Source organism: Mycobacterium sp. NGS16 (assembly GCF_059813225.1).
On record NZ_JCALEE010000003.1, the window covers coordinates 216931 to 239704 of the forward strand.

Here is a 22774-nt window from a genome sequence, read left to right on the forward strand (position 1 = left end):
CGCCCCGTGTCAGCTCTTGACGGACGGACGTAAACGGTCCAATCTGGTCACCAGCGTTTGTGCTCCGGGCTCCGGCGGAGGCCAGCCAGCACCGATAGGGCCCCGGGACGCGGCAGTTGAGGAATGCGCGAGCCTGCGCTATTGTTGGACGTTGCGCTGGCTTCCTCCTGCCCACCCTTACCCGCGCCCGACCCCGCAGTACCAGCCTGAGTCGCATTCGTCGGCTCGTTTCAGGTTTGTGACGTCGTGGTTCGGCTGTGCGTGAGACCGGACAGAGCGTTCGCCAGCCGAACCAACGGTCGATATTCGCAGCGAACGGGGTCTGGTGAGAGCCGGGACCCGCTGGCCGCATTAGGTGCTGGAAGGATGCATCTTGGCAGTCTCCCGCCAGAGCAAGAAGAACGCTTCAGGTACTACCACCCAAAATTCCCCCAACAGTTCCGTGCCCGGGGCCCCCAACCGGATCTCCTTCGCCAAGCTGCGCGAACCGCTCGAGGTTCCGGGTCTGCTCGACGTGCAGACTGACTCGTTCCAGTGGCTGATCGGGGCGCCGGAGTGGCGGGAGAAGGTCGCCAAGCTGACCGGCACCACGCCCAAGGGTGGCCTCGAAGACGTGCTCGAGGAGCTGTCGCCGATCGAGGACTTCTCCGGCTCGATGTCGCTGTCGTTCTCCGACCCGCGGTTCGACGAAGTCAAGGCGCCGGTCGAGGAGTGCCGCGACAAGGACATGACCTACGCCGCGCCGCTGTTCGTCACCGCCGAGTTCATCAACAACAACACCGGTGAGATCAAGAGCCAGACGGTGTTCATGGGTGACTTCCCGATGATGACCGAGAAGGGCACCTTCATCATCAACGGCACCGAGCGTGTCGTCGTCTCCCAGCTGGTGCGCTCGCCGGGCGTGTACTTCGACGCCAGCATCGACAAGTCCACCGAGAAGACGCTGCACTCGGTCAAGGTGATCCCGGGCCGGGGTGCTTGGCTGGAGTTCGACGTCGACAAGCGCGACCTGGTCGGCGTCCGGATCGACCGCAAGCGCCGCCAGCCGGTGACCGTGCTGCTCAAGGCGCTGGGCTGGACCAGCGAGGCGATCCGGGAGCGGTTCGGCTTCTCCGAGATCATGATGTCGACGCTGGAGAAGGACAACGCCGCCAACTCTGACGAGGCGCTGCTGGACATCTACCGCAAGCTGCGCCCGGGCGAGCCGCCCACCAAGGAGTCCGCGCAGACCCTGCTGGAGAACCTGTTCTTCAAGGAGAAGCGCTACGACCTGGCCCGGGTGGGGCGCTACAAGATCAACAAGAAGCTGGGCCTGCCGGCCGCGCCCGCCGACGTCGAGTCGGCGCCGACCACGCTGACCGAAGAGGACATCGTGGCCACCATCGAGTATCTGGTGCGGTTGCACCAGGCCGCGCAGGACGGCCAGCCCGGCACCATGACGGTGCCCGGCGGCGTCGAGGTGCCCGTCGAGGTCGACGACATCGACCACTTCGGCAACCGGCGGCTGCGCACCGTGGGTGAGCTGATCCAGAACCAGATCCGGGTCGGGCTGTCGCGGATGGAGCGCGTGGTCCGGGAGCGGATGACCACCCAGGACGTCGAGGCCATCACGCCGCAGACCCTGATCAACATCCGCCCGGTGGTCGCCGCGATCAAGGAGTTCTTCGGCACCAGCCAGCTCTCCCAGTTCATGGACCAGAACAACCCGCTGTCGGGTCTGACCCACAAGCGCCGCCTGTCGGCGCTGGGGCCGGGTGGTCTGTCCCGTGAGCGGGCCGGCCTGGAAGTGCGTGACGTGCACCCGAGCCACTACGGCCGGATGTGTCCGATCGAGACCCCGGAAGGCCCGAACATCGGTCTGATCGGGTCGCTGTCGGTGTACGCGCGGGTCAACCCGTTCGGCTTCATCGAGACCCCCTACCGCAAGGTGGTCGACGGTGTTGTCACCGACGAGATCCACTACCTGACCGCCGACGAGGAGGACCGCCACGTCGTGGCGCAGGCCAACTCGCCGCTGGAGGACGACGGCCGCTTCACCGAGGACCGGGTCCTGGTGCGCCGCAAGGGCGGCGAGGTCGAATACGTGTCGTCGGCCGAGGTCGACTACATGGACGTCTCGCCGCGCCAGATGGTGTCGGTGGCCACGGCCATGATCCCGTTCCTGGAGCACGACGACGCCAACCGGGCCCTGATGGGCGCCAACATGCAGCGTCAGGCGGTGCCGCTGGTGCGCAGCGAAGCGCCGCTGGTCGGCACCGGTATGGAGCTGCGCGCCGCGATCGACGCCGGTGACGTGATCGTCGCCGACAAGACCGGCGTCATCGAGGAGGTCTCCGCCGACTACGTCACGGTGATGGCCGATGACGGCACCCGGCAGACCTACCGGATGTGCAAGTTCAACCGGTCCAACCACGGCACCTGCGCCAACCAGCGCCCGATCGTCGACGCCGGCCAGCGGGTGGAGGCCGGCCAGGTCATCGCGGACGGCCCGTGCACCGACAACGGCGAGATGGCCCTGGGCAAGAACCTGCTCGTGGCGATCATGCCGTGGGAGGGGCACAACTACGAGGACGCGATCATCCTGTCCAACAGGCTGGTCGAGGAGGACACGCTGACCTCGATCCACATCGAGGAGCACGAGATCGACGCCCGCGACACCAAGCTGGGCGCCGAGGAGATCACCCGGGACATCCCGAACGTCTCCGATGAGGTGCTGGCCGACCTCGACGAGCGCGGCATCGTCCGCATCGGCGCCGAGGTCCGCGACGGCGACATCCTGGTCGGCAAGGTCACGCCCAAGGGTGAGACCGAGCTGACCCCCGAGGAGCGGCTGCTGCGCGCCATCTTCGGTGAGAAGGCCCGGGAAGTCCGGGACACCTCGCTGAAGGTGCCGCACGGCGAGTCCGGCAAGGTCATCGGTATCCGGGTGTTCTCCCGCGAGGACGACGACGAGCTGCCCGCCGGGGTCAACGAGCTGGTGCGTGTCTACGTCGCGCAGAAGCGCAAGATCTCCGACGGCGACAAGCTGGCCGGCCGCCACGGCAACAAGGGCGTCATCGGCAAGATCCTGCCGGCCGAGGACATGCCGTTCCTGCCGGACGGCACCCCGGTCGACATCATCTTGAACACCCACGGTGTGCCGCGACGGATGAACATCGGTCAGATCCTGGAGACCCACCTGGGCTGGATCGCTAAGACCGGCTGGAACATCGATGTGGCGGCCGGGGTGCCGGACTGGGCCGACAAGCTCCCCGAGGAGCTGTACTCGGCCGGGCCGGACACCCGCACCGCGACCCCGGTGTTCGACGGCGCCCAGGAGGCCGAGCTGCAGGGCCTGCTGTCGTCGACGCTGCCCAACCGCGACGGCGAGGTCATGGTCAACGGCGACGGCAAGGCGATGCTGTTCGACGGCCGCTCCGGTGAGCCGTTCCCCTACCCGGTGACCGTCGGCTACATGTACATCATGAAGCTGCACCACCTGGTGGACGACAAGATCCACGCCCGCTCCACCGGCCCGTACTCGATGATCACCCAGCAGCCGCTGGGCGGTAAGGCGCAGTTCGGTGGCCAGCGTTTCGGTGAGATGGAGTGCTGGGCCATGCAGGCCTACGGTGCGGCGTACACGCTGCAGGAGTTGCTGACCATCAAGTCCGACGACACCGTCGGCCGCGTCAAGGTCTACGAAGCGATCGTCAAGGGCGAGAACATCCCCGAGCCGGGTATTCCGGAGTCGTTCAAGGTGTTGCTCAAAGAGCTGCAGTCGCTGTGCCTCAACGTCGAGGTGCTGGCGAAGGACGGCGCGGCGATCGAATTGCGCGAAGGCGAGGACGAGGACCTGGAGCGGGCAGCCGCCAACTTGGGAATCAACCTGTCCCGCAACGAATCCGCTTCGGTGGAAGACCTCGCTTAGTTATTGGCTACTAAACCCGCAAGGGGAAAGGGAGTTACGTGCTAGACGTCAACTTCTTCGATGAGCTCCGCATCGGCCTGGCGACCGCGGAGGACATCCGGCAATGGTCCTACGGTGAGGTCAAGAAGCCGGAAACGATCAACTACCGCACGCTCAAGCCGGAGAAGGACGGCCTGTTCTGCGAGAAGATCTTCGGACCGACTCGCGACTGGGAGTGCTACTGCGGCAAGTACAAGCGCGTGCGCTTCAAGGGCATCATCTGTGAGCGCTGTGGCGTTGAGGTGACCCGTGCCAAGGTGCGTCGTGAGCGGATGGGCCACATCGAACTGGCCGCCCCGGTCACCCACATCTGGTACTTCAAGGGCGTGCCGTCCCGGTTGGGCTACCTGCTGGACCTGGCGCCCAAGGACCTCGAGAAGATCATCTACTTCGCGGCCTACGTCATCACCAGCGTCGACACCGAGATGCGCCACAACGAGCTGTCCACCCTGGAAGCCGAGATGGTCGTCGAGAAAAAGGCCGTCGAGGACCAGCGGGACGCCGACCTGGAGGCGCGCGCCCAGAAGCTGGAGGCCGACCTGGCCGAACTGGAGGCCGAAGGCGCGAAAGCCGATGTGCGGCGCAAGGTCCGCGATGGTGGCGAGCGCGAGATGCGCCAGATCCGGGACCGCGCCCAGCGTGAGCTGGACCGGCTCGACAACATCTGGGACACCTTCGTCAAGCTGGCGCCCAAGCAGCTGATCGTCGACGAGACCGTCTACCGCGAGCTGGTGGACCGCTACGGCGAGTACTTCACCGGTGCGATGGGTGCCGAGTCGATCCAGAAGCTGATCGAGAACTTCGACATCGACGCCGAGGCCGAGTCGCTGCGCGACACCATCAAGAACGGCAAGGGGCAGAAGAAGCTTCGCGCCCTGAAGCGTTTGAAGGTGGTTGCGGCGTTCCAGCAGTCGGGCAACTCGCCGATGGGCATGGTGCTCGACGCGGTGCCGGTGATCCCGCCGGAGCTGCGCCCGATGGTGCAGCTCGACGGTGGCCGGTTCGCCACGTCCGACCTCAACGACCTGTACCGCCGGGTCATCAACCGCAACAACCGGTTGAAGCGACTGATCGACCTCGGCGCGCCCGAGATCATCGTCAACAACGAGAAGCGGATGCTGCAGGAGTCCGTCGACGCGCTGTTCGACAACGGCCGACGCGGCCGGCCGGTCACCGGCCCGGGCAACCGCCCGCTGAAGTCGCTTTCCGATCTGCTCAAGGGCAAGCAGGGCCGGTTCCGGCAGAACCTGCTCGGTAAGCGTGTCGACTACTCGGGCCGTTCGGTCATCGTGGTCGGTCCGCAGCTCAAGCTGCACCAGTGCGGTCTGCCCAAGCTGATGGCACTGGAGCTGTTCAAGCCGTTCGTGATGAAGCGGTTGGTCGACCTCAACCACGCGCAGAACATCAAGAGTGCCAAGCGGATGGTGGAGCGGCAGCGTCCCCAGGTGTGGGACGTCCTCGAAGAGGTCATCGCCGAGCACCCGGTGCTGCTCAACCGTGCACCCACGCTGCACCGCCTGGGTATCCAGGCCTTCGAGCCGCAGCTGGTGGAGGGCAAGGCCATTCAGCTGCACCCGCTGGTGTGTGAGGCCTTCAACGCCGACTTCGACGGCGACCAGATGGCCGTGCACCTGCCGCTGAGCGCCGAGGCGCAGGCCGAGGCACGCATCCTGATGCTGTCGTCCAACAACATCCTGTCGCCGGCCTCGGGCCGTCCGCTGGCCATGCCGCGACTGGACATGGTGACCGGGCTGTACTACCTGACCACCGAGATCGAAGGTGACACAGGCGAATACACCCCGGCCGCCAAGGACCGTCCGGAGACCGGCGTGTACTCCTCGCCGGCCGAGGCGATCATGGCCGTCGATCGCGGTGCGCTTTCCGTGCGGGCCAAGATCAAGGTGCGCCTGGACCAGCTGCGGCCACCGGCCGAGGTGGAGGCCGAGCTGTTCGGCGCCAACGGCTGGCGCCCGGGCGACGCCTGGATGGCCGAGACCACGCTGGGCCGGGTGATGTTCAACGAGCTGCTGCCGACCGGGTATCCGTTCGTCAACAAGCAGATGCACAAGAAGGTTCAGGCCGTCATCATCAACGACCTGGCCGAGCGCTACCCGATGATCGTGGTCGCCCAGACCGTGGACAAGCTCAAGGACGCGGGCTTCTACTGGGCCACCCGGTCGGGGGTCACCGTCTCGATGGCCGACGTGCTGGTGCCGCCGCGCAAGAAGGAGATCCTCGACTCCTACGAGGAGCGGGCCGACAAGGTCGAAAAGCAGTTCCAGCGCGGTGCTCTCAACCACGACGAGCGCAACGAGGCGCTGGTGGAGATCTGGAAGGAAGCCACCGAGGAAGTGGGTCAGGCGCTGCGTGACCACTACCCGGCCGACAACCCGATCATCACCATCGTCGACTCCGGTGCGACGGGTAACTTCACCCAGACCCGGACGCTGGCCGGCATGAAGGGTCTGGTGACCAACCCCAAGGGTGAGTTCATCCCGCGGCCGATCAAGTCCTCCTTCCGCGAGGGCCTGACGGTGCTGGAGTACTTCATCAACACCCACGGCGCCCGAAAGGGCTTGGCGGACACCGCATTGCGTACCGCCGACTCGGGTTACCTGACCCGTCGTCTGGTGGACGTCTCGCAGGACGTGATCGTGCGCGAGCACGACTGCGGCACCGAGCGCGGCATCATCGTCGAGCTGGCCGAGACCCAGCCGGACGGATCGCTGATCCGCGACCCGTTCATCGAGACCTCGGCGTACGCCCGCACGTTGGCGGTCGACGCGGTTGACGACAAGGGCAACGTCGTCATCGAGCGGGGCCACGACCTGGGTGACCCGTCGATCGAGGCGCTGCTGGCCGCCGGCATCTCGCAGGTGAAGGTGCGCTCGGTGCTGACCTGTGCCACCGGAACCGGGGTGTGTGCGACCTGCTACGGCCGGTCGATGGCCACCGGCAAGCTGGTCGACATCGGCGAGGCTGTCGGCATCGTCGCGGCCCAGTCCATCGGTGAGCCGGGTACCCAGCTGACCATGCGCACCTTCCACCAGGGTGGTGTCGGTGAGGACATCACCGGCGGTCTGCCGCGCGTGCAGGAGCTGTTCGAGGCCCGCATCCCGCGCGGCAAGGCGCCGATCGCCGACGTCGCCGGACGGGTGCAGCTCGAAGAGGGCGACAAGTTCTACAAGATCACGATCGTGCCGGACGACGGCGGCGAGGAAGTGGTCTACGACAAGTTGCCCAAGCGTCAGCGGCTGCGGGTGTTCAAGCACGAGGACGGCTCCGAGCGGCTGCTGTCCGACGGCGACCACGTCGAGGTCGGCCAGCAGCTCATGGAGGGCTCGGCCGACCCGCACGAGGTGCTGCGCGTGCAGGGTCCCCGCGAGGTGCAGATCCACCTGGTCAAGGAGGTCCAGCAGGTCTACCGGGCCCAGGGCGTGTCGATCCACGACAAGCACATCGAGGTGATCGTCCGGCAGATGCTGCGCCGGGTGACCATCATCGACTCGGGCGCCACGGAGTTCCTGCCCGGTTCGCTGACCGAGCGGGCCGAGTTCGAGACCGAGAACCGTCGGGTGGTGGCCGAGGGCGGCGAGCCCGCGGCCGGGCGTCCGGTGCTGATGGGTATCACCAAGGCGTCGCTGGCCACCGACTCGTGGCTTTCCGCGGCGTCGTTCCAGGAGACCACGCGCGTGCTGACCGATGCGGCGATCAACTGCCGCAGCGACAAGCTGCAGGGTCTGAAGGAGAACGTGATCATCGGCAAGCTGATCCCGGCCGGCACCGGCATCAACCGGTACCGCAACATCGCGGTGCAGCCGACCGAGGAGGCCCGGGCCGCTGCGTACACGATCCCGTCCTACGAGGATCAGTACTACAGCCCGGACTTCGGCGCGGCCACCGGTGCCGCGGTGCCGCTGGACGACTACGGCTACAGCGACTACCGCTAGATCAACGACGAGAAAGCCCCGGGTGCGCCCGGGGCTTTTCTCATGCCTCCTGCCGAATCGGAATCTGGCGACGGATTCACGGCGTGTCCTGTCGCCAGATTCCGATTCGGCGAACGACGAGCACCTGCACTCGGGTTGCGGTGCCCGCGCCCAGCAGGTTGCATCGTGGGCATGGGGGACGAGGTCAACCGCACCGACTACAGTCGCACCCAACGTCAGCTCTACCGGCGCAAGATCCAACAGTGCCTCGACGTTTTCGAGACGATGCTGGCGCAGTCCAGCTTCGACTGCGACCAGCCGCTGACCGGCATGGAGATCGAAGCCAACCTGATCGGCGCCGACTACCGGCCGGTGATGGCCAATGCCAACGTGCTCGCCGCGATCGATGACCCGGCCTACCAGCGCGAGCTGGGCGCCTACAACATCGAACTCAACGTCGCGCCCCGGCCGCTGCCCGGACGCCTGGGGCTGGAGCTGGAGGCCGACGTGCGCGCCAGCCTCAATGCCGCCGAGGCCAAAGCCCACGCCGACGGGGCCCGCATCGTGATGATCGGCATTCTGCCCACCCTGATGCCCGAGCACCTGACGGGTGACTGGATGAGCGACTCGGCCAGGTATGCGGCGCTCAACGATTCGATCTTCGCCGCACGAGGCGAAGACCTCGCCATCGACATCGACGGCCCCGAACCGCTCGCCCTGCACGCGGCGACCATCGCACCGGAATCGGCGTGCACCAGCATGCAGCTGCACCTGCAGGTCTCGCCGGCCCAATTCGCCGACCACTGGAACGCCGCCCAGGTGCTGGCCGGACCCCAGCTGGCGCTCGGCGCCAACTCGCCGTACTTCTTCGGTCACCGGCTGTGGGCGGAGACCCGGGTCGAGTTGTTCGCGCAATCCACCGACACCCGCCCCGACGAGCTGAAGAACCAGGGCGTGCGGCCCCGGGTGTGGTTCGGCGAGCGGTGGATCACCTCGATCTTCGACCTGTTCGAGGAGAACGTGCGCTACTTCCCGTCGCTGCTGCCGGAGATCTCCGAGGAGGATCCGGCCGCCGAGCTGGCGCAAGGCCGCACACCGCAGCTGGCCGAGCTGCGCCTGCACAACGGGACGGTGTACCGGTGGAATCGGCCGGTTTATGACGTGGTGGACGGACGGCCGCATCTGCGGGTGGAGAACCGGGTGTTGCCGTCGGGACCGACGGTCGCCGACATGCTGGCCAACGCGGTCTTCTACTACGGCCTGCTGCGGCGGATGGCCCGGGAACGACGCCCGCTGTGGACCCAGATGAGTTTTGCCGTCGCGCATCACAACTTTCGCGCGGCCGCTCGCCACGGCATGGATGCCCGGCTGTACTGGCCGGAGCTGGGCGAGGTCAGTGTCGCCGAGCTGACCCGGCGCGAGCTGCTCCCGATGGCCCGCCAAGGCCTCGACGAGTGGGGGGTGGCGGCCGAGGTGTCCGACCGGTTTCTCGGCATCATCGAGGGCCGGGTCGCCTCGGGTCGCAACGGTGCCACCTGGCAGGTGTCGACGGTCCAGGCGTTGCAGGCGCAGGGCATGACCCGCCCGGACGCGCTGGCGGAGATGCTGCGCCGCTACTGCGCGCAGATGCACACCAACCAACCGGTGCACACCTGGGAGGAGGTTGACCCTCCGGCTCCTCCCTCGCCGGCATCGTCGCCGAACTAAGCCGACTGTCCGGCTCCTCAGTCGGCTCCTCCCTCGCCGGCATCGTCGCCGAACTAAGCTGACCGCCGTGTTGATCGGTTCCCATGTGCGCCCTGCTGATCCGTTGGCGGCCGCGGAGGCGGACGGCGCCGATACGGTGCAGATCTTCCTCGGCAACCCGCAGAGCTGGAAGCCGCCCAAACCGCGGGAGGACGCCGAGCGCCTGCGGCAGGCCGCGCTGCCCATCTACGTCCACGCGCCGTACCTGATCAACGTGGCCTCGCCCAACAACCGGGTGCGCATCCCCTCGCGCACGGTGTTGCAGCAGACCTGCGATGCCGCCGCCGACATCGGCGCTGCCGCGGTGATCGTGCACGGCGGACACGTCACCGCCGACGACGACGATCCCGAGGCTGGGTTCGTCCGGTGGCGCAAGGCGCTGGACCAGCTGGAGACCACCGTCCCGGTGTACCTGGAGAACACCGCTGGAGGCGAGCACGCGATGGCGCGGCGCTTCGACACCATCGCCAAGCTCTGGGACCACATCGGCGACACCGGGGTCGGGTTCTGCCTGGACACCTGCCACACCTGGGCGGCCGGGGAGTCCCTGCCCGACGCCGTGGAACGGATCAAGGGCATCACCGGCCGCATCGACCTGGTGCACTGCAACGACTCCAAGGACGCCGCCGGCTCCGGCCGGGACCGCCACGCCAACTTCGGGACCGGCCAGATCGATCCTGACCTGCTGGTCGCCGTGGTCAAGGCCGCCGGCGCCCCGGTCATCTGCGAGACCGCCGACGAGGGCCGCAAGGCCGACATCGCCTTCCTGAAGGAGCGCGTCGGCTGACCTGCCGCCGGGACCCACGTCCCAGACTGATCGTTGTAACACCCGGCCTTTAATCATCCGTTTGGACTGATTTCCCATGAAGCAGATGACAAGCGGTTGGCGGTGTGCTATCAATTTGCTATGACTCCGCCAGTAAAGACGGCTTGCGCGTGCGAACTGGCGGGAACAGTCCTGATGACGAAGCGGCACCGTGGCGGTGCGGCAGGAATGAGCAGCCCATAGCGCGGCGCCCCATAGACGCGGCGGTCACGGCCTGGAACCTCCCGACCTCGGGCCGTGACCGCCGTTTTATTTGCCGGCCATAACTGTAGTTACATCTATTGTGCGTGCGTCGAAATACTGTAATACTGCGCTATGGCCGACACGCATATCGTCACCAACCAGGTCCCTCCGCTGGAGGGCTACAACCCGGCCTCATCGCCGGTTCTCATCGAAGCACTGATCCGCGAGGGCGGTCAGTGGGGCGTCGACGAGGTTACTGAACTCGGCGCCATCTCCGGCTCGCGACAGACCCAGCGCTGGGGTGCCCTGGCCGACCGTAACCGGCCCGTGCTGCACACCCACGACGTCGTCGGCAACCGCATCGACGAGGTGGAGTACGACCCCGCCTACCACGAGCTGATGCGCACCGCGATCGCGCACGGCCTGCACGCCGCGCCCTGGGCCGACCCGCGGCCGGGCGCCCATGTGGTACGTGCCGCCCAGACCGGGGTGTGGACCGCCGAGCCCGGCCACATGTGTCCGATCTCGATGACCTACGCGATCGTCCCGGCGCTGCGGTACAACGCCGAACTGGCCAAAACCTACGAGCCGCTGTTGACCAGCCGGGTATATGACCCGGTGCTCAAGGTGCCCGCCACCAAGGCCGGCATCACCGCGGGCATGTCGATGACCGAGAAGCAGGGCGGCTCGGATGTGCGCGCCGGCACCACCGCCGCGGTGCCCAACGATGACGGCAGCTACACCCTGACCGGGCACAAGTGGTTCACCTCCGCGCCGATGTGTGACGTGTTCCTGGTGCTCGCCCAGGCGCCGGGCGGTCTGAGCTGCTTCTTCCTGCCCCGGGTGTTGCCGGACGGCACCCGCAACCGGATGCGGCTGCAACGGCTCAAGGACAAGCTCGGCAACCACGCCAACGCCTCCAGCGAGATCGAGTACGACGGCGCCACTGCCTGGCTGGTGGGGGAAGAGGGCCGCGGCGTCTCGGTCATCATCGAGATGGTCAACCTCACCCGGCTGGACTGCGCCCTGGGCAGTGCCACCAGCATGCGGATGGGGCTGGCCCGCGCCATCTATCACGCTCAGCACCGAAAGGCCTTCGGCGCCTACCTGATTGATCAGCCGTTGATGCGCAACGTGCTGGCCGACCTGGCGGTGGAGGCCGAGGCCGCCACCATGGTCACCATGCGGATGGCCGGCGCCACCGACAAGGCGGTCGGGGGTGACGACCGGGAGGGGCTGCTGCGCCGGATCGGCTTGGCGGCCACCAAGTACTGGGTGTGCAAGCGTGCCACCCCGCACGCCGCCGAGGCGATGGAATGCCTGGGTGGCAACGGCTACATCGAGGACTCGTTGATGCCGCGGCTGTACCGGGAGGCGCCGCTGATGGGCATCTGGGAGGGTTCGGGCAACGTCAGCGCCCTGGACACGCTGCGGGCGCTGGCCACCCAGCCCGAATCGGTGGCGGTGCTCTTCGACGAGCTGGCGGGCAGTGCCGGGCAGGACCCCCGGCTGGACGCTCACGTCGACGCCCTCAAAGCGCAGCTGGGCGACCTCTCCGACATTGATGGCGCCCAGTACCGGGCCCGCAAGATCGCCGAGGACATCTGCCTGGCGCTGCAGGGCGCGCTGCTGGTCCGGCACGGTCACCCCGCTGTCGCCGAGGCGTTCTTGGCGACCCGGTTCGCCGGGCAGTGGGGCGGCGCGTTCGGCACCCTGCCGGCCGGCCTGGATCTCAGCCCGATCCTCGAACGCGCCCTGGTCAAGGGCTGACCCGGCGTGCGGCACCACATCGCCCCGGTCGAGTTCGACAACCTGCGGACGATGACCTACGAGGTCACCGACCGCATCGCCCGGATCACCTTTAACCGCCCGGAGAAGGGCAACGCCATCACCGCCGACACGCCACTGGAACTGTCGGCCCTGGTGGAGCGCGCCGACCTGGACCCGAACGTGCACGTGATCCTGGTGTCGGGCCGCGGCGAGGGATTCTGCGCCGGGTTCGACCTGGGTGCTTATGCGGAGGGATCGTCGTCGGCGGGCGGTGAGAACTACCGGGGCAGCGTGCTCGACGGCAAGGTCCAGGCCACCAATCATCGCCCGGACCAGCCCTGGGATCCGATGATCGACTACCAGATGATGAGCCGGTTCGTCCGGGGCTTCGCCTCGCTGATGCACGCCGACAAACCGACCGTGGTCAAGATCCACGGCTACTGTGTGGCCGGCGGCACCGACATCGCCTTGCACGCCGACCAGGTGATCGCCGCCTCCGACGCCAAGATCGGCTACCCGCCGATGCGGGTGTGGGGCGTGCCGGCGGCCGGGCTGTGGGCGCACCGGCTCGGCGACCAGCGCGCCAAACGCCTTCTGCTGACCGGGGATTGCATCACCGGCGCCCAAGCCGCCGAATGGGGCCTGGCGATCGAGGCGCCCGATCCGGCCGATCTCGATGAGCGCACCGAACGACTGGTAGGCCGCATCGCGGCCATGCCGGTCAACCAGCTGATCATGGCCAAGCTGGCGCTCAACACCGCACTGCTGCAACAGGGGGTGGCGACGAGCCGGATGGTCAGCACCGTCTTCGACGGGGTGGCGCGGCACACCCCGGAGGGTCACGCGTTCGTCGCCGACGCGGTGGCGCACGGCTTCCGCGACGCGGTGCGACACCGCGACGAGCCGTTCGGGGACTACGGCCGACAGGCTTCCGGGGTCTAAGCGATGACCGAGGCACCAGTTCGTATGACGGCCCGCTCGGTGGTGCTATCGGTGCTGCTGGGCGCGCATCCCGCCTCGGCTACGTCGGCTGAATTGCTCAGGCTCACAGCGGGTTTCGGCATCAAGGAAACCGCTATGCGGGTGGCGCTGACCCGGCTGGTCGCGGCCGGGGATCTGGTCCGCTCCGCGCAGGGCTACGGACTCTCCGAACGACTGCTGGAACGTCAGCGCCGGCAGGACGAGGCGCTGAATCCGCGCACCCGCCCCTGGGGCGGCGACTGGATCGCCGTGGTGATCACCAGCGTCGGCTGCGACGCCCGGACCCGGGCAGCGTTGCGGTCCGGGCTCACCGAGCGGCGATTCGCCGAACTGCGCGAAGGGTTTTGGATGCGGCCGGACAACATCGATGTTGATCTGGGTGCTGGTCTGTCCCCCTACATCCGGCTGCTCACCGCGCGGGACGAACACCCGGCCGACCTCGCCGGCAAGCTGTGGGACCTGACCGGGTGGGCCGCCACCGGCAACGGATTGCTGGCCGAGATGGCGCAGGCCCCCGAGGTGCCCGATCGCTTCATCGTCGCCGCGGCCATGGTGCGCCACCTGCGCCGCGACCCGGTGCTGCCGGCCGAACTGCTGCCACCGGACTGGCCGGGGGAGCGGATCCGCAGTCGCTACGCGGAGTTCGTCGACGAAGTGGCGGAACGGCGCGATGCGGCCCAAACGGTGGAGGTGCGATCATGACGGACGCGGTGCGGGTGGAGCGCAACGGTGCGGTCACCACGGTGATCCTGAACCGGCCGGAGGCGCGCAACGCCGTCGACGGGCCGACCGCGGCCGCGCTGTATCAGGCCTTCGCCGACTTCGACCGCGACGACACCGCGTCGGTGGCGGTGCTGTGGGGGGATCACGGAACCTTCTGTGCCGGAGCCGATCTCAAAGCATTCGGCACCGAGAAAGCCAACCAGACCCACCGCAGCGGACCGGGGCCGATGGGCCCGACCCGGATGACGCTGTCCAAGCCGGTGATCGCCGCGGTGAGCGGCTATGCGGTGGCCGGCGGCCTGGAGCTGGCACTGTGGTGCGACATGCGAGTCGCCGAGGCCGACGCCGTGTTCGGGGTGTTCTGCCGGCGCTGGGGGGTGCCGCTCATCGACGGTGGCACGGTGCGGCTGCCCCGGCTGATCGGCCACAGCCGCGCCATGGACCTGATCCTCACCGGCCGGGCGGTGGACGCCGACGAGGCGCACGCGATCGGATTGGCCAACCGCGTGGTGCCCAAGGGGCAGGCCCGCGCCGCGGCCGAGCAATTGGCCGGTGAGCTCGCCGAGCTGCCGCAGGGCTGCCTGCGCTCGGATCGGCTGTCGGCGCTGCGGCAGTGGGGGATGACGGAAGCCCACGCCATGGATCAGGAGTTCGCCAGTTTGTCGCGGGTGGCCGACGAGGCGGTACACGGGGCGGGCCGGTTCGCCGGCGGCGCCGGCCGGCACGGCGCAAAAGCCTGACGTCGGCCCCGCCTGACGCCCCGGATCAGCGCTTGCCGGCGATGGTGTTGCCCGACCCGCGATCGTCCACCGTCGGCTCGCCGCCGCGGTAGGTGACGGAGTTGTTGAGCCCGGTGACCGTCAAGGACTTCTCGACGCGCTCGACGGTGATCCGGTTGTCGGCCCCGGCGACGTTCACCGCCTCGCAGCGGCCCCGCACCGTCAACTTGTTGTTGGATCCGGCCACGAGAAGCGACTTACCGTCGGCGCAGTCCACCGCCGACGTCGTCCCGACCGAGCCGTAGTCGATCAGGTTGGGATCCGCGCTCGCCGGCAGGCGCCGGACCGGGGGCACCTCCGGCGAACCGGCGCAGCCGGTCAGCCCGCACAGCAGTGTCGTGATCGCGACGCCGACGACCAGAGGTGCTCGCCGGGTCACGCCGGTACGCGGGCGAGCCGGTTGGTCATGCCCAGCTCACGTCCGCGGTCGAACAGCAGCGGGTCGCCGTTGTGGTAGTAGACGGTCTGGTCGTAGCCGTAGACGGTGACGTCGTTGACGATGGTCTCCGCGATGACGGTGTTCTGCGAGCCCTGCATGGTCACCGCCCAGCAGTCCCCGAACGCGTGCACGGTGAGGTTGACCCCGTTGACGAACAGGGTGCCGCCGTTGCAGTCCAGGGTGCGGGTTTCGTGCACCCCGTAGATGTGGATGTCGCCGGGCACGGCGTGTGCGCTCGCGGCGCTACCCAGCGAACCGCCGGCGAAACACAGCAGCGCAGCACCCAGCGCGGTCCATCTCATCTCCCGTGCCCCTCTCGCCGGATGCGATTTCGGCAAAGCTTACGACGCGTCGGCTCGGCCGTACGCGGGTTCCCCCGGTTACCCGTGGATTAGAGTTCTTTGCTGATCTCACATCCGTCTCATCGGTCCGGCACGCACTGTTACGAAGGGCAACCGTCATGTCAGCTCGACCAGACCTGCCGGCGGCGGGCGGTCGCTCGCGTGGCAACGGCAAATCGGGGGCACGCCCGGTCAAGCTGAGTCGGGAGGTCATCGTCAACGCCGCGCTGAACTTCTTGGACCGCGAGGGCTGGGATGCGCTGACCATCAATGCGCTGGCCACCCAGCTCGGCACCAAGGGCCCGTCGCTGTACAACCACGTGCACAGCCTGGGTGACCTGCGCCGCGCGATGCGGATGCGGGTGATCGACGACATCCTCGAGATGCTGACCCAGGTCGGCCAGGGCCGGGCCCGCGACGACGCGGTGCTGGTGATGGCCGGCGCCTACCGCAGCTACGCCCACCATCACCCGGGCCGCTATTCGGCGTTCACCCGGATGCCGCTGGGGGGTGAGGACCCGGAGTACACCGCCGCGGCCACCCGGGCCGCCGCCCCGGTGATCGAGGTGCTGTCGTCCTACGGGCTCGACGGTGAGCGGGCGTTTCACGCGGCGTTGGAGTTCTGGGCGGCGATGCACGGTTTCGTGCTGCTGGAGATGACCGGGGTGATGGACGACGTCGACACCGACGCGATCTTCTCGGACATGGTGCGCCGGCTGGCTTCGGCGATGGAGAGCCGCACCGAGTAGCTGCGGCAGAGGCCGAAGCGGCCGGGGCGACGCGCTTTGACCTGCCGGAGTCCAGCCGGGTATTGTGGTAGCTCGTGCCTGGCCACCGAGGCGCGTTTGGTGACATAACGCGCGCGCCTGGCCCAATTCGCATGTCCATTATGCAGCGGAGCGATCCGAGGCCGGCGCATGCGACACGCCCGACCGCGGGGTAGCGGTAGGGCACAGACTGACATGTTTTACAGAGTTTGAACAGCGATACAGGAAGCCGGTAGATGCCAACCATTCAGCAGCTGGTCCGCAAGGGTCGCCGCGACAAGATCGGCAAAGTCAAGACTGCGGCCCTCAAGGGCAGCCCGCAGCGTCGCGGCGTGTGCACCCGCGTGTACACCACCACCCCGAAGAAGCCGAACTCGGCGCTTCGCAAGGTGGCCCGCGTCAAGCTGACCAGCCAGGTCGAGGTGACCGCCTACATCCCGGGCGAGGGCCACAACCTGCAGGAGCACTCGATGGTGCTGGTGCGTGGTGGCCGGGTGAAGGACCTGCCGGGTGTGCGCTACAAGATCATCCGCGGCTCGCTGGACACCCAGGGGGTCAAGAACCGCAAGCAGGCCCGCAGTCGCTACGGCGCCAAGAAGGAGAAGAGCTGATGCCGCGCAAGGGTCCCGCTCCCAAGCGTCCGCTGGTTTCCGACCCGGTCTACGGGTCGCAGCTGGTCACCCAGCTGGTCAACAAGGTGTTGCTGGCCGGCAAGAAGTCGCTGGCCGAGCGCATCGTCTACGGCGCGCTGGAGCAGGCACGCGACAAGACCGGCACCGACCCGGTCGTGACGCTCAAGCGCGCACTGGACAACGTCAAGCCGGCTCTGGAGGTGCGCAGCCGCCGCGTCGGTGGTGCCACTTACCAGGTTCCGGTCGAGGTGCGGGCCGAGCGCTCCACCACGCTGGCGCTGCGCTGGCTGGTGAGCTTCTCGCGGCAGCGCCGGGAGAAGACCATGATCGAGCGGCTGGCCAACGAGATCCTCGACGCCAGCAACGGGCTGGGTGCCTCGGTGAAGCGCCGGGAAGACACCCACAAGATGGCCGAGGCGAACCGGGCCTTCGCGCACTACCGCTGGTGATCCTGCGGGTGTAGCCGCCGGTCCCGGCGACAACAAGCAATTGAAGTAATCGACAGAGTGGGAAGACTGCTGTGGCACAGGACGTGCTGACCGACCTGAACAAGGTCCGCAACATCGGCATCATGGCGCACATCGATGCCGGTAAGACGACGACGACCGAGCGGATCCTGTACTACACCGGCGTCAACTACAAGATCGGTGAGACGCACGACGGCGCCTCGACCACCGACTGGATGGAGCAGGAGCAGGAGCGCGGCATCACCATCACCTCCGCCGCGGTGACCTGCTTCTGGAACAAGAACCAGATCAACATCATCGACACCCCGGGTCACGTCGACTTCACCGTCGAGGTGGAGCGGTCCCTGCGGGTCCTCGATGGCGCTGTCGCCGTGTTCGACGGCAAGGAGGGCGTCGAGCCGCAGTCCGAGCAGGTGTGGCGGCAGGCCGACAAGTACGACGTGCCGCGGATCTGCTTCGTCAACAAGATGGACAAGCTGGGCGCGGACTTCTACTTCACCGTGCGCACCATCGAGGAACGCCTCGGCGCGCGTCCGCTGGTTATCCAGCTGCCGATCGGCGCGGAGAACGACTTCGAGGGCATCGTCGACCTGGTCGAGATGAACGCCAAGGTGTGGCGCGGCGAGACCAAGCTCGGTGAAACCTACGACACCGTCGAGATCCCGGCCGATCTGGCCGACAAGGCCGAGGAGTACCGGACCGCGCTGCTGGAGGCCGTCGCCGAGACCGACGAGGCGCTGCTGGAGAAGTACCTCGGTGGCGAGGAGCTCTCGGTCGAGGAGATCAAGGCCGGCATCCGCAAGCTGACGGTGGCCTCCGAGCTGTACCCGGTGCTGTGCGGCAGCGCGTTCAAGAACAAGGGTGTCCAGCCGATGCTGGACGCGGTGATCGACTACCTTCCGTCGCCGCTGGACGTGGAGTCGGTGCAGGGCCACGTGCCGGGCAAGGAAGACGAGGTCATCAGCCGCAAGCCCAGCGTCGACGAGCCGTTCTCGGCGCTGGCGTTCAAGATCGCGGTGCACCCGTTCTTCGGCAAGCTGACCTACGTGCGGGTCTACTCCGGCAAGGTGGAGTCCGGCGCCCAGGTGATCAACTCGACCAAGGGCAAGAAGGAGCGGCTGGGCAAGCTGTTCCAGATGCACTCCAACAAGGAGAACCCGGTCGAATCGGTCTCTGCCGGCCACATCTACGCGGTGATCGGCCTCAAGGACACCACCACCGGTGACACGCTGTGCGACCCCAACCACCAGATCGTGCTGGAGTCGATGACGTTCCCGGCGCCGGTCATCGAGGTGGCGATCGAGCCCAAGACCAAGAGCGACCAGGAAAAGCTCAGCATCGCGATCCAGAAGCTGGCGGAAGAGGACCCGACCTTCAAGGTGCACCAGGACTCCGAGACCGGTCAGACCGTGATCGGCGGCATGGGCGAGCTGCACCTGGACATCCTGGTGGACCGGATGCGTCGCGAGTTCAAGGTCGAGGCCAACGTCGGCAAGCCGCAGGTGGCCTACAAGGAGACCATCCGCCGCAAGGTGGAGAAGGTCGAGTACACCCACAAGAAGCAGACGGGTGGCTCGGGCCAGTTCGCGAAGGTCATCATCGACGTCGAGCCGTTCACCGGCGAGGACGGCGCAACCTACGAGTTCGAGAACAAGGTCACCGGTGGCCGCATCCCCCGCGAGTACATCCCCGCGGTGGACGCCGGTGCCCAGGACGCCATGCAGTACGGTGTGCTGGCCGGTTACCCGCTGGTCAACCTGAAGGTCACCCTGCTCGACGGTCAGTACCACGACGTCGACTCCTCTGAGATGGCCTTCAAGGTGGCCGGCTCGCAGGCGCTGAAGAAGGCTGCCGCAGCGGCGCAGCCGGTGATCCTGGAACCGATCATGGCCGTCGAGGTCACCACGCCCGAGGACTACATGGGCGATGTGATCGGCGACCTGAACTCCCGCCGTGGCCAGATCCAGGCCATGGAGGAGCGCAGCGGTGCGCGTGTCGTCAAGGCGCAGGTTCCGCTGTCGGAGATGTTCGGCTACGTCGGAGACCTCCGGTCGAAGACCCAGGGCCGGGCGAACTACTCCATGGTGTTCGACTCCTACGCCGAAGTGCCGGCGCAGGTGGCGAAGGAGATTATCGCCAAGGCGACGGGCGAATAAGCACCACCCGCCCGTGCCGCTACGGTGGCACAAACTAAAAAAGATCAACCCTGCTGTAACCCAGCACCAACAAGTCCAGGAGGACAAGAAGTGGCGAAGGCGAAGTTCGAGCGGACGAAGCCGCACGTCAACATCGGGACCATCGGTCACGTTGACCACGGCAAGACCACGCTGACCGCAGCTATCACCAAGGTTCTGCACGACAAGTACCCGGACCTGAACGAGTCGCGTGCGTTCGACCAGATCGACAACGCTCCCGAGGAGCGGCAGCGCGGTATCACGATCAACATCTCCCACGTGGAGTACCAGACCGAGAAGCGGCACTACGCCCACGTCGACGCGCCGGGCCACGCTGACTACATCAAGAACATGATCACCGGTGCTGCCCAGATGGACGGCGCGATCCTGGTGGTCGCGGCCACCGACGGCCCGATGCCGCAGACCCGCGAGCACGTGCTGCTGGCCCGTCAGGTCGGCGTGCCCTACATCCTGGTGGCGCTGAACAAGTCGGACATGGTCGACGACGAGGAGCTCCTCGAGCTCGTCGAGATGGAGGTCCGCGAGCTGCTGGCCGCCCAGGAGTTCGACGAGGAGGCCCCGGTGGTCCGGGTGTCGGCTCTGAAGGCGCTCGAGGGCGACGAGAAGTGGGTCAAGTCCGTCGAGGAGCTCATGGAGGCCGTCGACGAGTCCATCCCGGACCCGGTGCGTGACACCGACAAGCCGTTCCTGATGCCGGTTGAGGACGTCTTCACCATCACCGGTCGTGGCACCGTGGTCACCGGTCGTGTGGAGCGCGGTGTGATCAACGTGAACGAGGAAGTCGAGATCGTCGGCATCCGCAACGAGGTCACCAAGACCACCGTGACCGGTGTGGAGATGTTCCGCAAGCTGCTGGACCAGGGCCAGGCCGGTGACAACGTCGGTCTGCTGATCCGCGGTATCAAGCGTGAGGACGTCGAGCGTGGCCAGGTTGTGGTCAAGCCCGGCACCACCACCCCGCACACCGAGTTCGAGGGCCAGGCCTACATCCTGTCCAAGGACGAGGGCGGCCGCCACACGCCGTTCTTCACCAACTACCGTCCGCAGTTCTACTTCCGCACCACCGACGTGACCGGTGTGGTGACGCTGCCGGAGGGCACCGAGATGGTGATGCCCGGTGACAACACCGAGATGAGCGTGAAGCTGATCCAGCCCGTCGCCATGGACGAGGGTCTGCGGTTCGCCATCCGCGAGGGTGGCCGCACCGTCGGCGCCGGCCGGGTCACCAAGATCATCAAGTAACACCTTCTCTGCGCGAGCAGACCCGAAGGCCCCCTTTCCCGGTGTGGAAAGGGGGCTTTTGGATCTGCGGGGCGGGCACCGGTGACCAGCGCTAATGTGACGCCCATGTTGTGGCGTTATGTGAAGGCCCAGGCCATGGTGCTGGGCTTCGGCGGCCTGGTCGGACCGATCTTCCTGGTCGTCTATTTCGCGACGGGCCAGCTGGCGGACCTGAAATGGATGTTCTACACCGGGCTGCTGGTCACGTTCTGCGACGTCCTGGCCGCGTTGTGGATGACCGACTACGGCGCGAAATCGGCGGCCAAGAACGAATTTCTGGAACAGCACGGCGTGCTGGCCCTGGCGCAGGTGACCGGCATCCAGGAGACCGGCACCCGGATCAACGACCAGCCCCTGGTCAAACTGGACCTGCATATCGAGGGCACGGGCCTGACGCCGTTCGACACCCAGGACCGGGTGATCGCCTCGGTGACCCGGATGCCGCTGATCTCCGGGCGCAAACTGGCCGTCCTGGTCGACCCGGCCACCAACAGCTACCAAATCGACTGGCAGCGCAGTGCGCTGCTGAGCGGCACGGTGCCCGCCCAGTTCACCCTGGCCGAGGAGAACCGGACCTACGACCTGACCGGCCAGGACGGCCCGCTGATGGAGATCTTCCAGATCCTGCGGGCCAACGGCGTCCCGGTGCAGGGCACGATCGACATCCGGTCCAATCCGGTGGTGCGCCAACAGGTGGCCGCGGTGGTCCGGCGGGCCGCCGAGCAGCGTGCCGGCGTGCCGGCTCCTGAGGTCCCGGAGCCGCGGTCGGCCGGGGAGCGGTTGCAGGAATTGGACGCCTTGCGCAAACAGGGTGTGGTGACCGACGCGGAGTACGCCCAGAAACGTCAGCAGATCATCGCGGACCTGTGAAGGTCCCCCGGCAATAGAACACGTTCCAGTTCCAGCTGCTAGCCTCGTCGCGTGAGCGAGAACCAGAACCACAACTTGGCGGGCAAGGTGGCGTTGGTCACCGGCGCGGCGCGCGGCCAGGGCCGGGCGCACGCGATCCGATTGGCGGCCGCGGGCGCTGACATCATCGCCGCCGACATCTGCGCTCCGGCGTCGGAGGCCATCACCTATCCGCCGGCCACGCCCGACGATCTCGCCGAGATGGTCCGCGGCGTCGAGTCCCACGGCCGCAAGGTGCTGGCTCGGGCTGTCGATGTCCGGGACGACGCCGGCCTGCGCGCCCTGGTCTCCGACGGGGTGGAGCAGTTCGGCCGCCTGGACGTGCTGGTGGCCAACGCCGGGGTGCTGAGCTGGGGCCGGCTCTGGGAGCTGACCGACGAACAGTGGAACACCGTCATCGACGTCAACCTGACCGGCACCTGGCGCACCATCCGGGCGGCGGTGCCGGCGATGATCGAGGCCGGCAACGGCGGCTCGATCGTGATCGTCAGCTCCTCGGCCGGGTTGAAAGCCACCCCGGGCAACGGTCACTATGCGGCATCCAAGCACGCCCTGGTGGCCCTGACCAACACCCTGGCGCTGGAGGTCGGCGAGCACGGCATCCGGGTCAACTCCATTCACCCGTACTCTGTGGACACCCCGATGATCGAGCCGCAGGTGATGGCCAAGATCTTCGGGGAGCACCCCGATTTCCTGCACGCCTTCCCGCCGATGCCGTTGCGCCCCAACGGTTTCATGACGTCCGAAGAAGTCGCCGAGGTGGTTGTCTGGCTCGCCGGCGACGGCTCCGGCGTCCTGACGGGTGTGCAGATCCCGGTCGACAAGGGCGCTTTGAAATACTGAGCGCTCTGCTGGGA

At 67.2% G+C, this 22774-nt stretch carries 17 protein-coding genes; 15 read left to right on the forward strand and 2 right to left on the reverse strand.

All coding sequences use genetic code 11. The annotated features are described in order from the left end of the window. Positions 1-373 precede the first annotated feature (373 nt). From rpoB to AC5Y4Q_RS10845, 8 genes are all read left to right on the forward strand, one after another. Positions 374-3910 carry a DNA-directed RNA polymerase subunit beta gene (gene rpoB, locus AC5Y4Q_RS10810; RefSeq protein ID WP_499958917.1) on the forward strand — a complete coding sequence of 1179 codons (3537 nt, stop codon included), beginning with the start codon at positions 374-376 and terminating at the stop codon, positions 3908-3910. Positions 3911-3948: 38 nt separating this feature from the next. Beyond that, a complete protein-coding gene (locus AC5Y4Q_RS10815; protein ID WP_064920018.1) occupies positions 3949-7899 on the forward strand; it encodes a DNA-directed RNA polymerase subunit beta' in 3951 nt (1316 codons plus the stop codon). 171 nt (positions 7900-8070) lie between these two features. Then, complete coding sequence (locus AC5Y4Q_RS10820; RefSeq protein ID WP_499959054.1) at positions 8071-9585, forward strand: glutamate-cysteine ligase family protein; 1515 nt, start codon at positions 8071-8073, stop codon at positions 9583-9585. Positions 9586-9652: 67 nt separating this feature from the next. Then, positions 9653-10411, forward strand: coding sequence for a deoxyribonuclease IV (locus AC5Y4Q_RS10825; protein WP_064920016.1), 759 nt, complete (start codon positions 9653-9655; stop codon positions 10409-10411). Between the two features lie 354 nt (positions 10412-10765). Then, a complete protein-coding gene (locus tag AC5Y4Q_RS10830; protein WP_064920015.1) occupies positions 10766-12403 on the forward strand; it encodes an acyl-CoA dehydrogenase family protein in 1638 nt (545 codons plus the stop codon). 6 nt (positions 12404-12409) lie between these two features. After that, entirely contained in the window at positions 12410-13345 is a 936-nt protein-coding gene (locus AC5Y4Q_RS10835) for a crotonase/enoyl-CoA hydratase family protein (RefSeq protein WP_064920014.1), read from the forward strand. 3 nt (positions 13346-13348) lie between these two features. Continuing rightward, complete coding sequence (locus AC5Y4Q_RS10840; protein WP_234786454.1) at positions 13349-14086, forward strand: PaaX family transcriptional regulator C-terminal domain-containing protein; 738 nt, start codon at positions 13349-13351, stop codon at positions 14084-14086. After that, entirely contained in the window at positions 14083-14847 is a 765-nt protein-coding gene (locus AC5Y4Q_RS10845) for a crotonase/enoyl-CoA hydratase family protein (RefSeq protein ID WP_064920012.1), read from the forward strand. The genes AC5Y4Q_RS10840 and AC5Y4Q_RS10845 overlap by 4 nt, the downstream gene beginning before the upstream one ends. Positions 14848-14872: 25 nt before the next feature. Here the strand turns inward: AC5Y4Q_RS10845 and AC5Y4Q_RS10850 are convergent, their stop codons facing one another. Both AC5Y4Q_RS10850 and AC5Y4Q_RS10855 read right to left on the reverse strand, forming a co-directional pair. Then, positions 14873-15265: a DUF3060 domain-containing protein gene (locus tag AC5Y4Q_RS10850; RefSeq protein ID WP_064920011.1), complete on the reverse strand. Its 393-nt coding sequence runs from the start codon at positions 15263-15265 to the stop codon at positions 14873-14875. Further along, a complete protein-coding gene (locus AC5Y4Q_RS10855; RefSeq protein ID WP_064920010.1) occupies positions 15262-15627 on the reverse strand; it encodes a DUF3060 domain-containing protein in 366 nt (121 codons plus the stop codon). The genes AC5Y4Q_RS10850 and AC5Y4Q_RS10855 overlap by 4 nt, the downstream gene beginning before the upstream one ends. A gap of 158 nt (positions 15628-15785) precedes the next feature. Here AC5Y4Q_RS10855 and AC5Y4Q_RS10860 point away from each other — a divergent pair, with 158 nt between their 5' ends. The 7 genes from AC5Y4Q_RS10860 (at position 15786) to AC5Y4Q_RS10890 (ending at position 22760) form a co-directional block, all read left to right on the forward strand. Then, the gene (locus AC5Y4Q_RS10860) at positions 15786-16415 is read left to right on the forward strand and encodes a TetR/AcrR family transcriptional regulator (RefSeq protein ID WP_064920009.1); all 630 of its coding nucleotides are present in this window, start codon (positions 15786-15788) and stop codon (positions 16413-16415) included. A 254-nt stretch (positions 16416-16669) separates the two neighbouring features. Then, positions 16670-17044: a 30S ribosomal protein S12 gene (gene rpsL, locus AC5Y4Q_RS10865; protein WP_003879423.1), complete on the forward strand. Its 375-nt coding sequence runs from the start codon at positions 16670-16672 to the stop codon at positions 17042-17044. Next, on the forward strand, positions 17044-17514 hold the full coding sequence (rpsG, locus tag AC5Y4Q_RS10870; RefSeq protein WP_019738494.1) for a 30S ribosomal protein S7: 471 nt from the start codon (positions 17044-17046) through the stop codon (positions 17512-17514). The genes rpsL and rpsG overlap by 1 nt, the downstream gene beginning before the upstream one ends. 71 nt (positions 17515-17585) lie before the next feature. Beyond that, a complete protein-coding gene (fusA, locus tag AC5Y4Q_RS10875; RefSeq protein ID WP_064920008.1) occupies positions 17586-19688 on the forward strand; it encodes an elongation factor G in 2103 nt (700 codons plus the stop codon). A 90-nt stretch (positions 19689-19778) separates the two neighbouring features. Beyond that, positions 19779-20969: an elongation factor Tu gene (gene tuf / locus AC5Y4Q_RS10880; protein ID WP_064920007.1), complete on the forward strand. Its 1191-nt coding sequence runs from the start codon at positions 19779-19781 to the stop codon at positions 20967-20969. 105 nt (positions 20970-21074) lie between these two features. Next, positions 21075-21878 (forward strand): SHOCT domain-containing protein, encoded by an 804-nt coding sequence (locus AC5Y4Q_RS10885; RefSeq protein WP_064920006.1) that lies wholly within the window; start codon positions 21075-21077, stop codon positions 21876-21878. A 51-nt stretch (positions 21879-21929) separates the two neighbouring features. After that, positions 21930-22760, forward strand: a complete 831-nt coding sequence (locus tag AC5Y4Q_RS10890) for a mycofactocin-coupled SDR family oxidoreductase (RefSeq protein ID WP_499958923.1) — start codon at positions 21930-21932, stop codon at positions 22758-22760. Positions 22761-22774 lie beyond the last annotated feature (14 nt).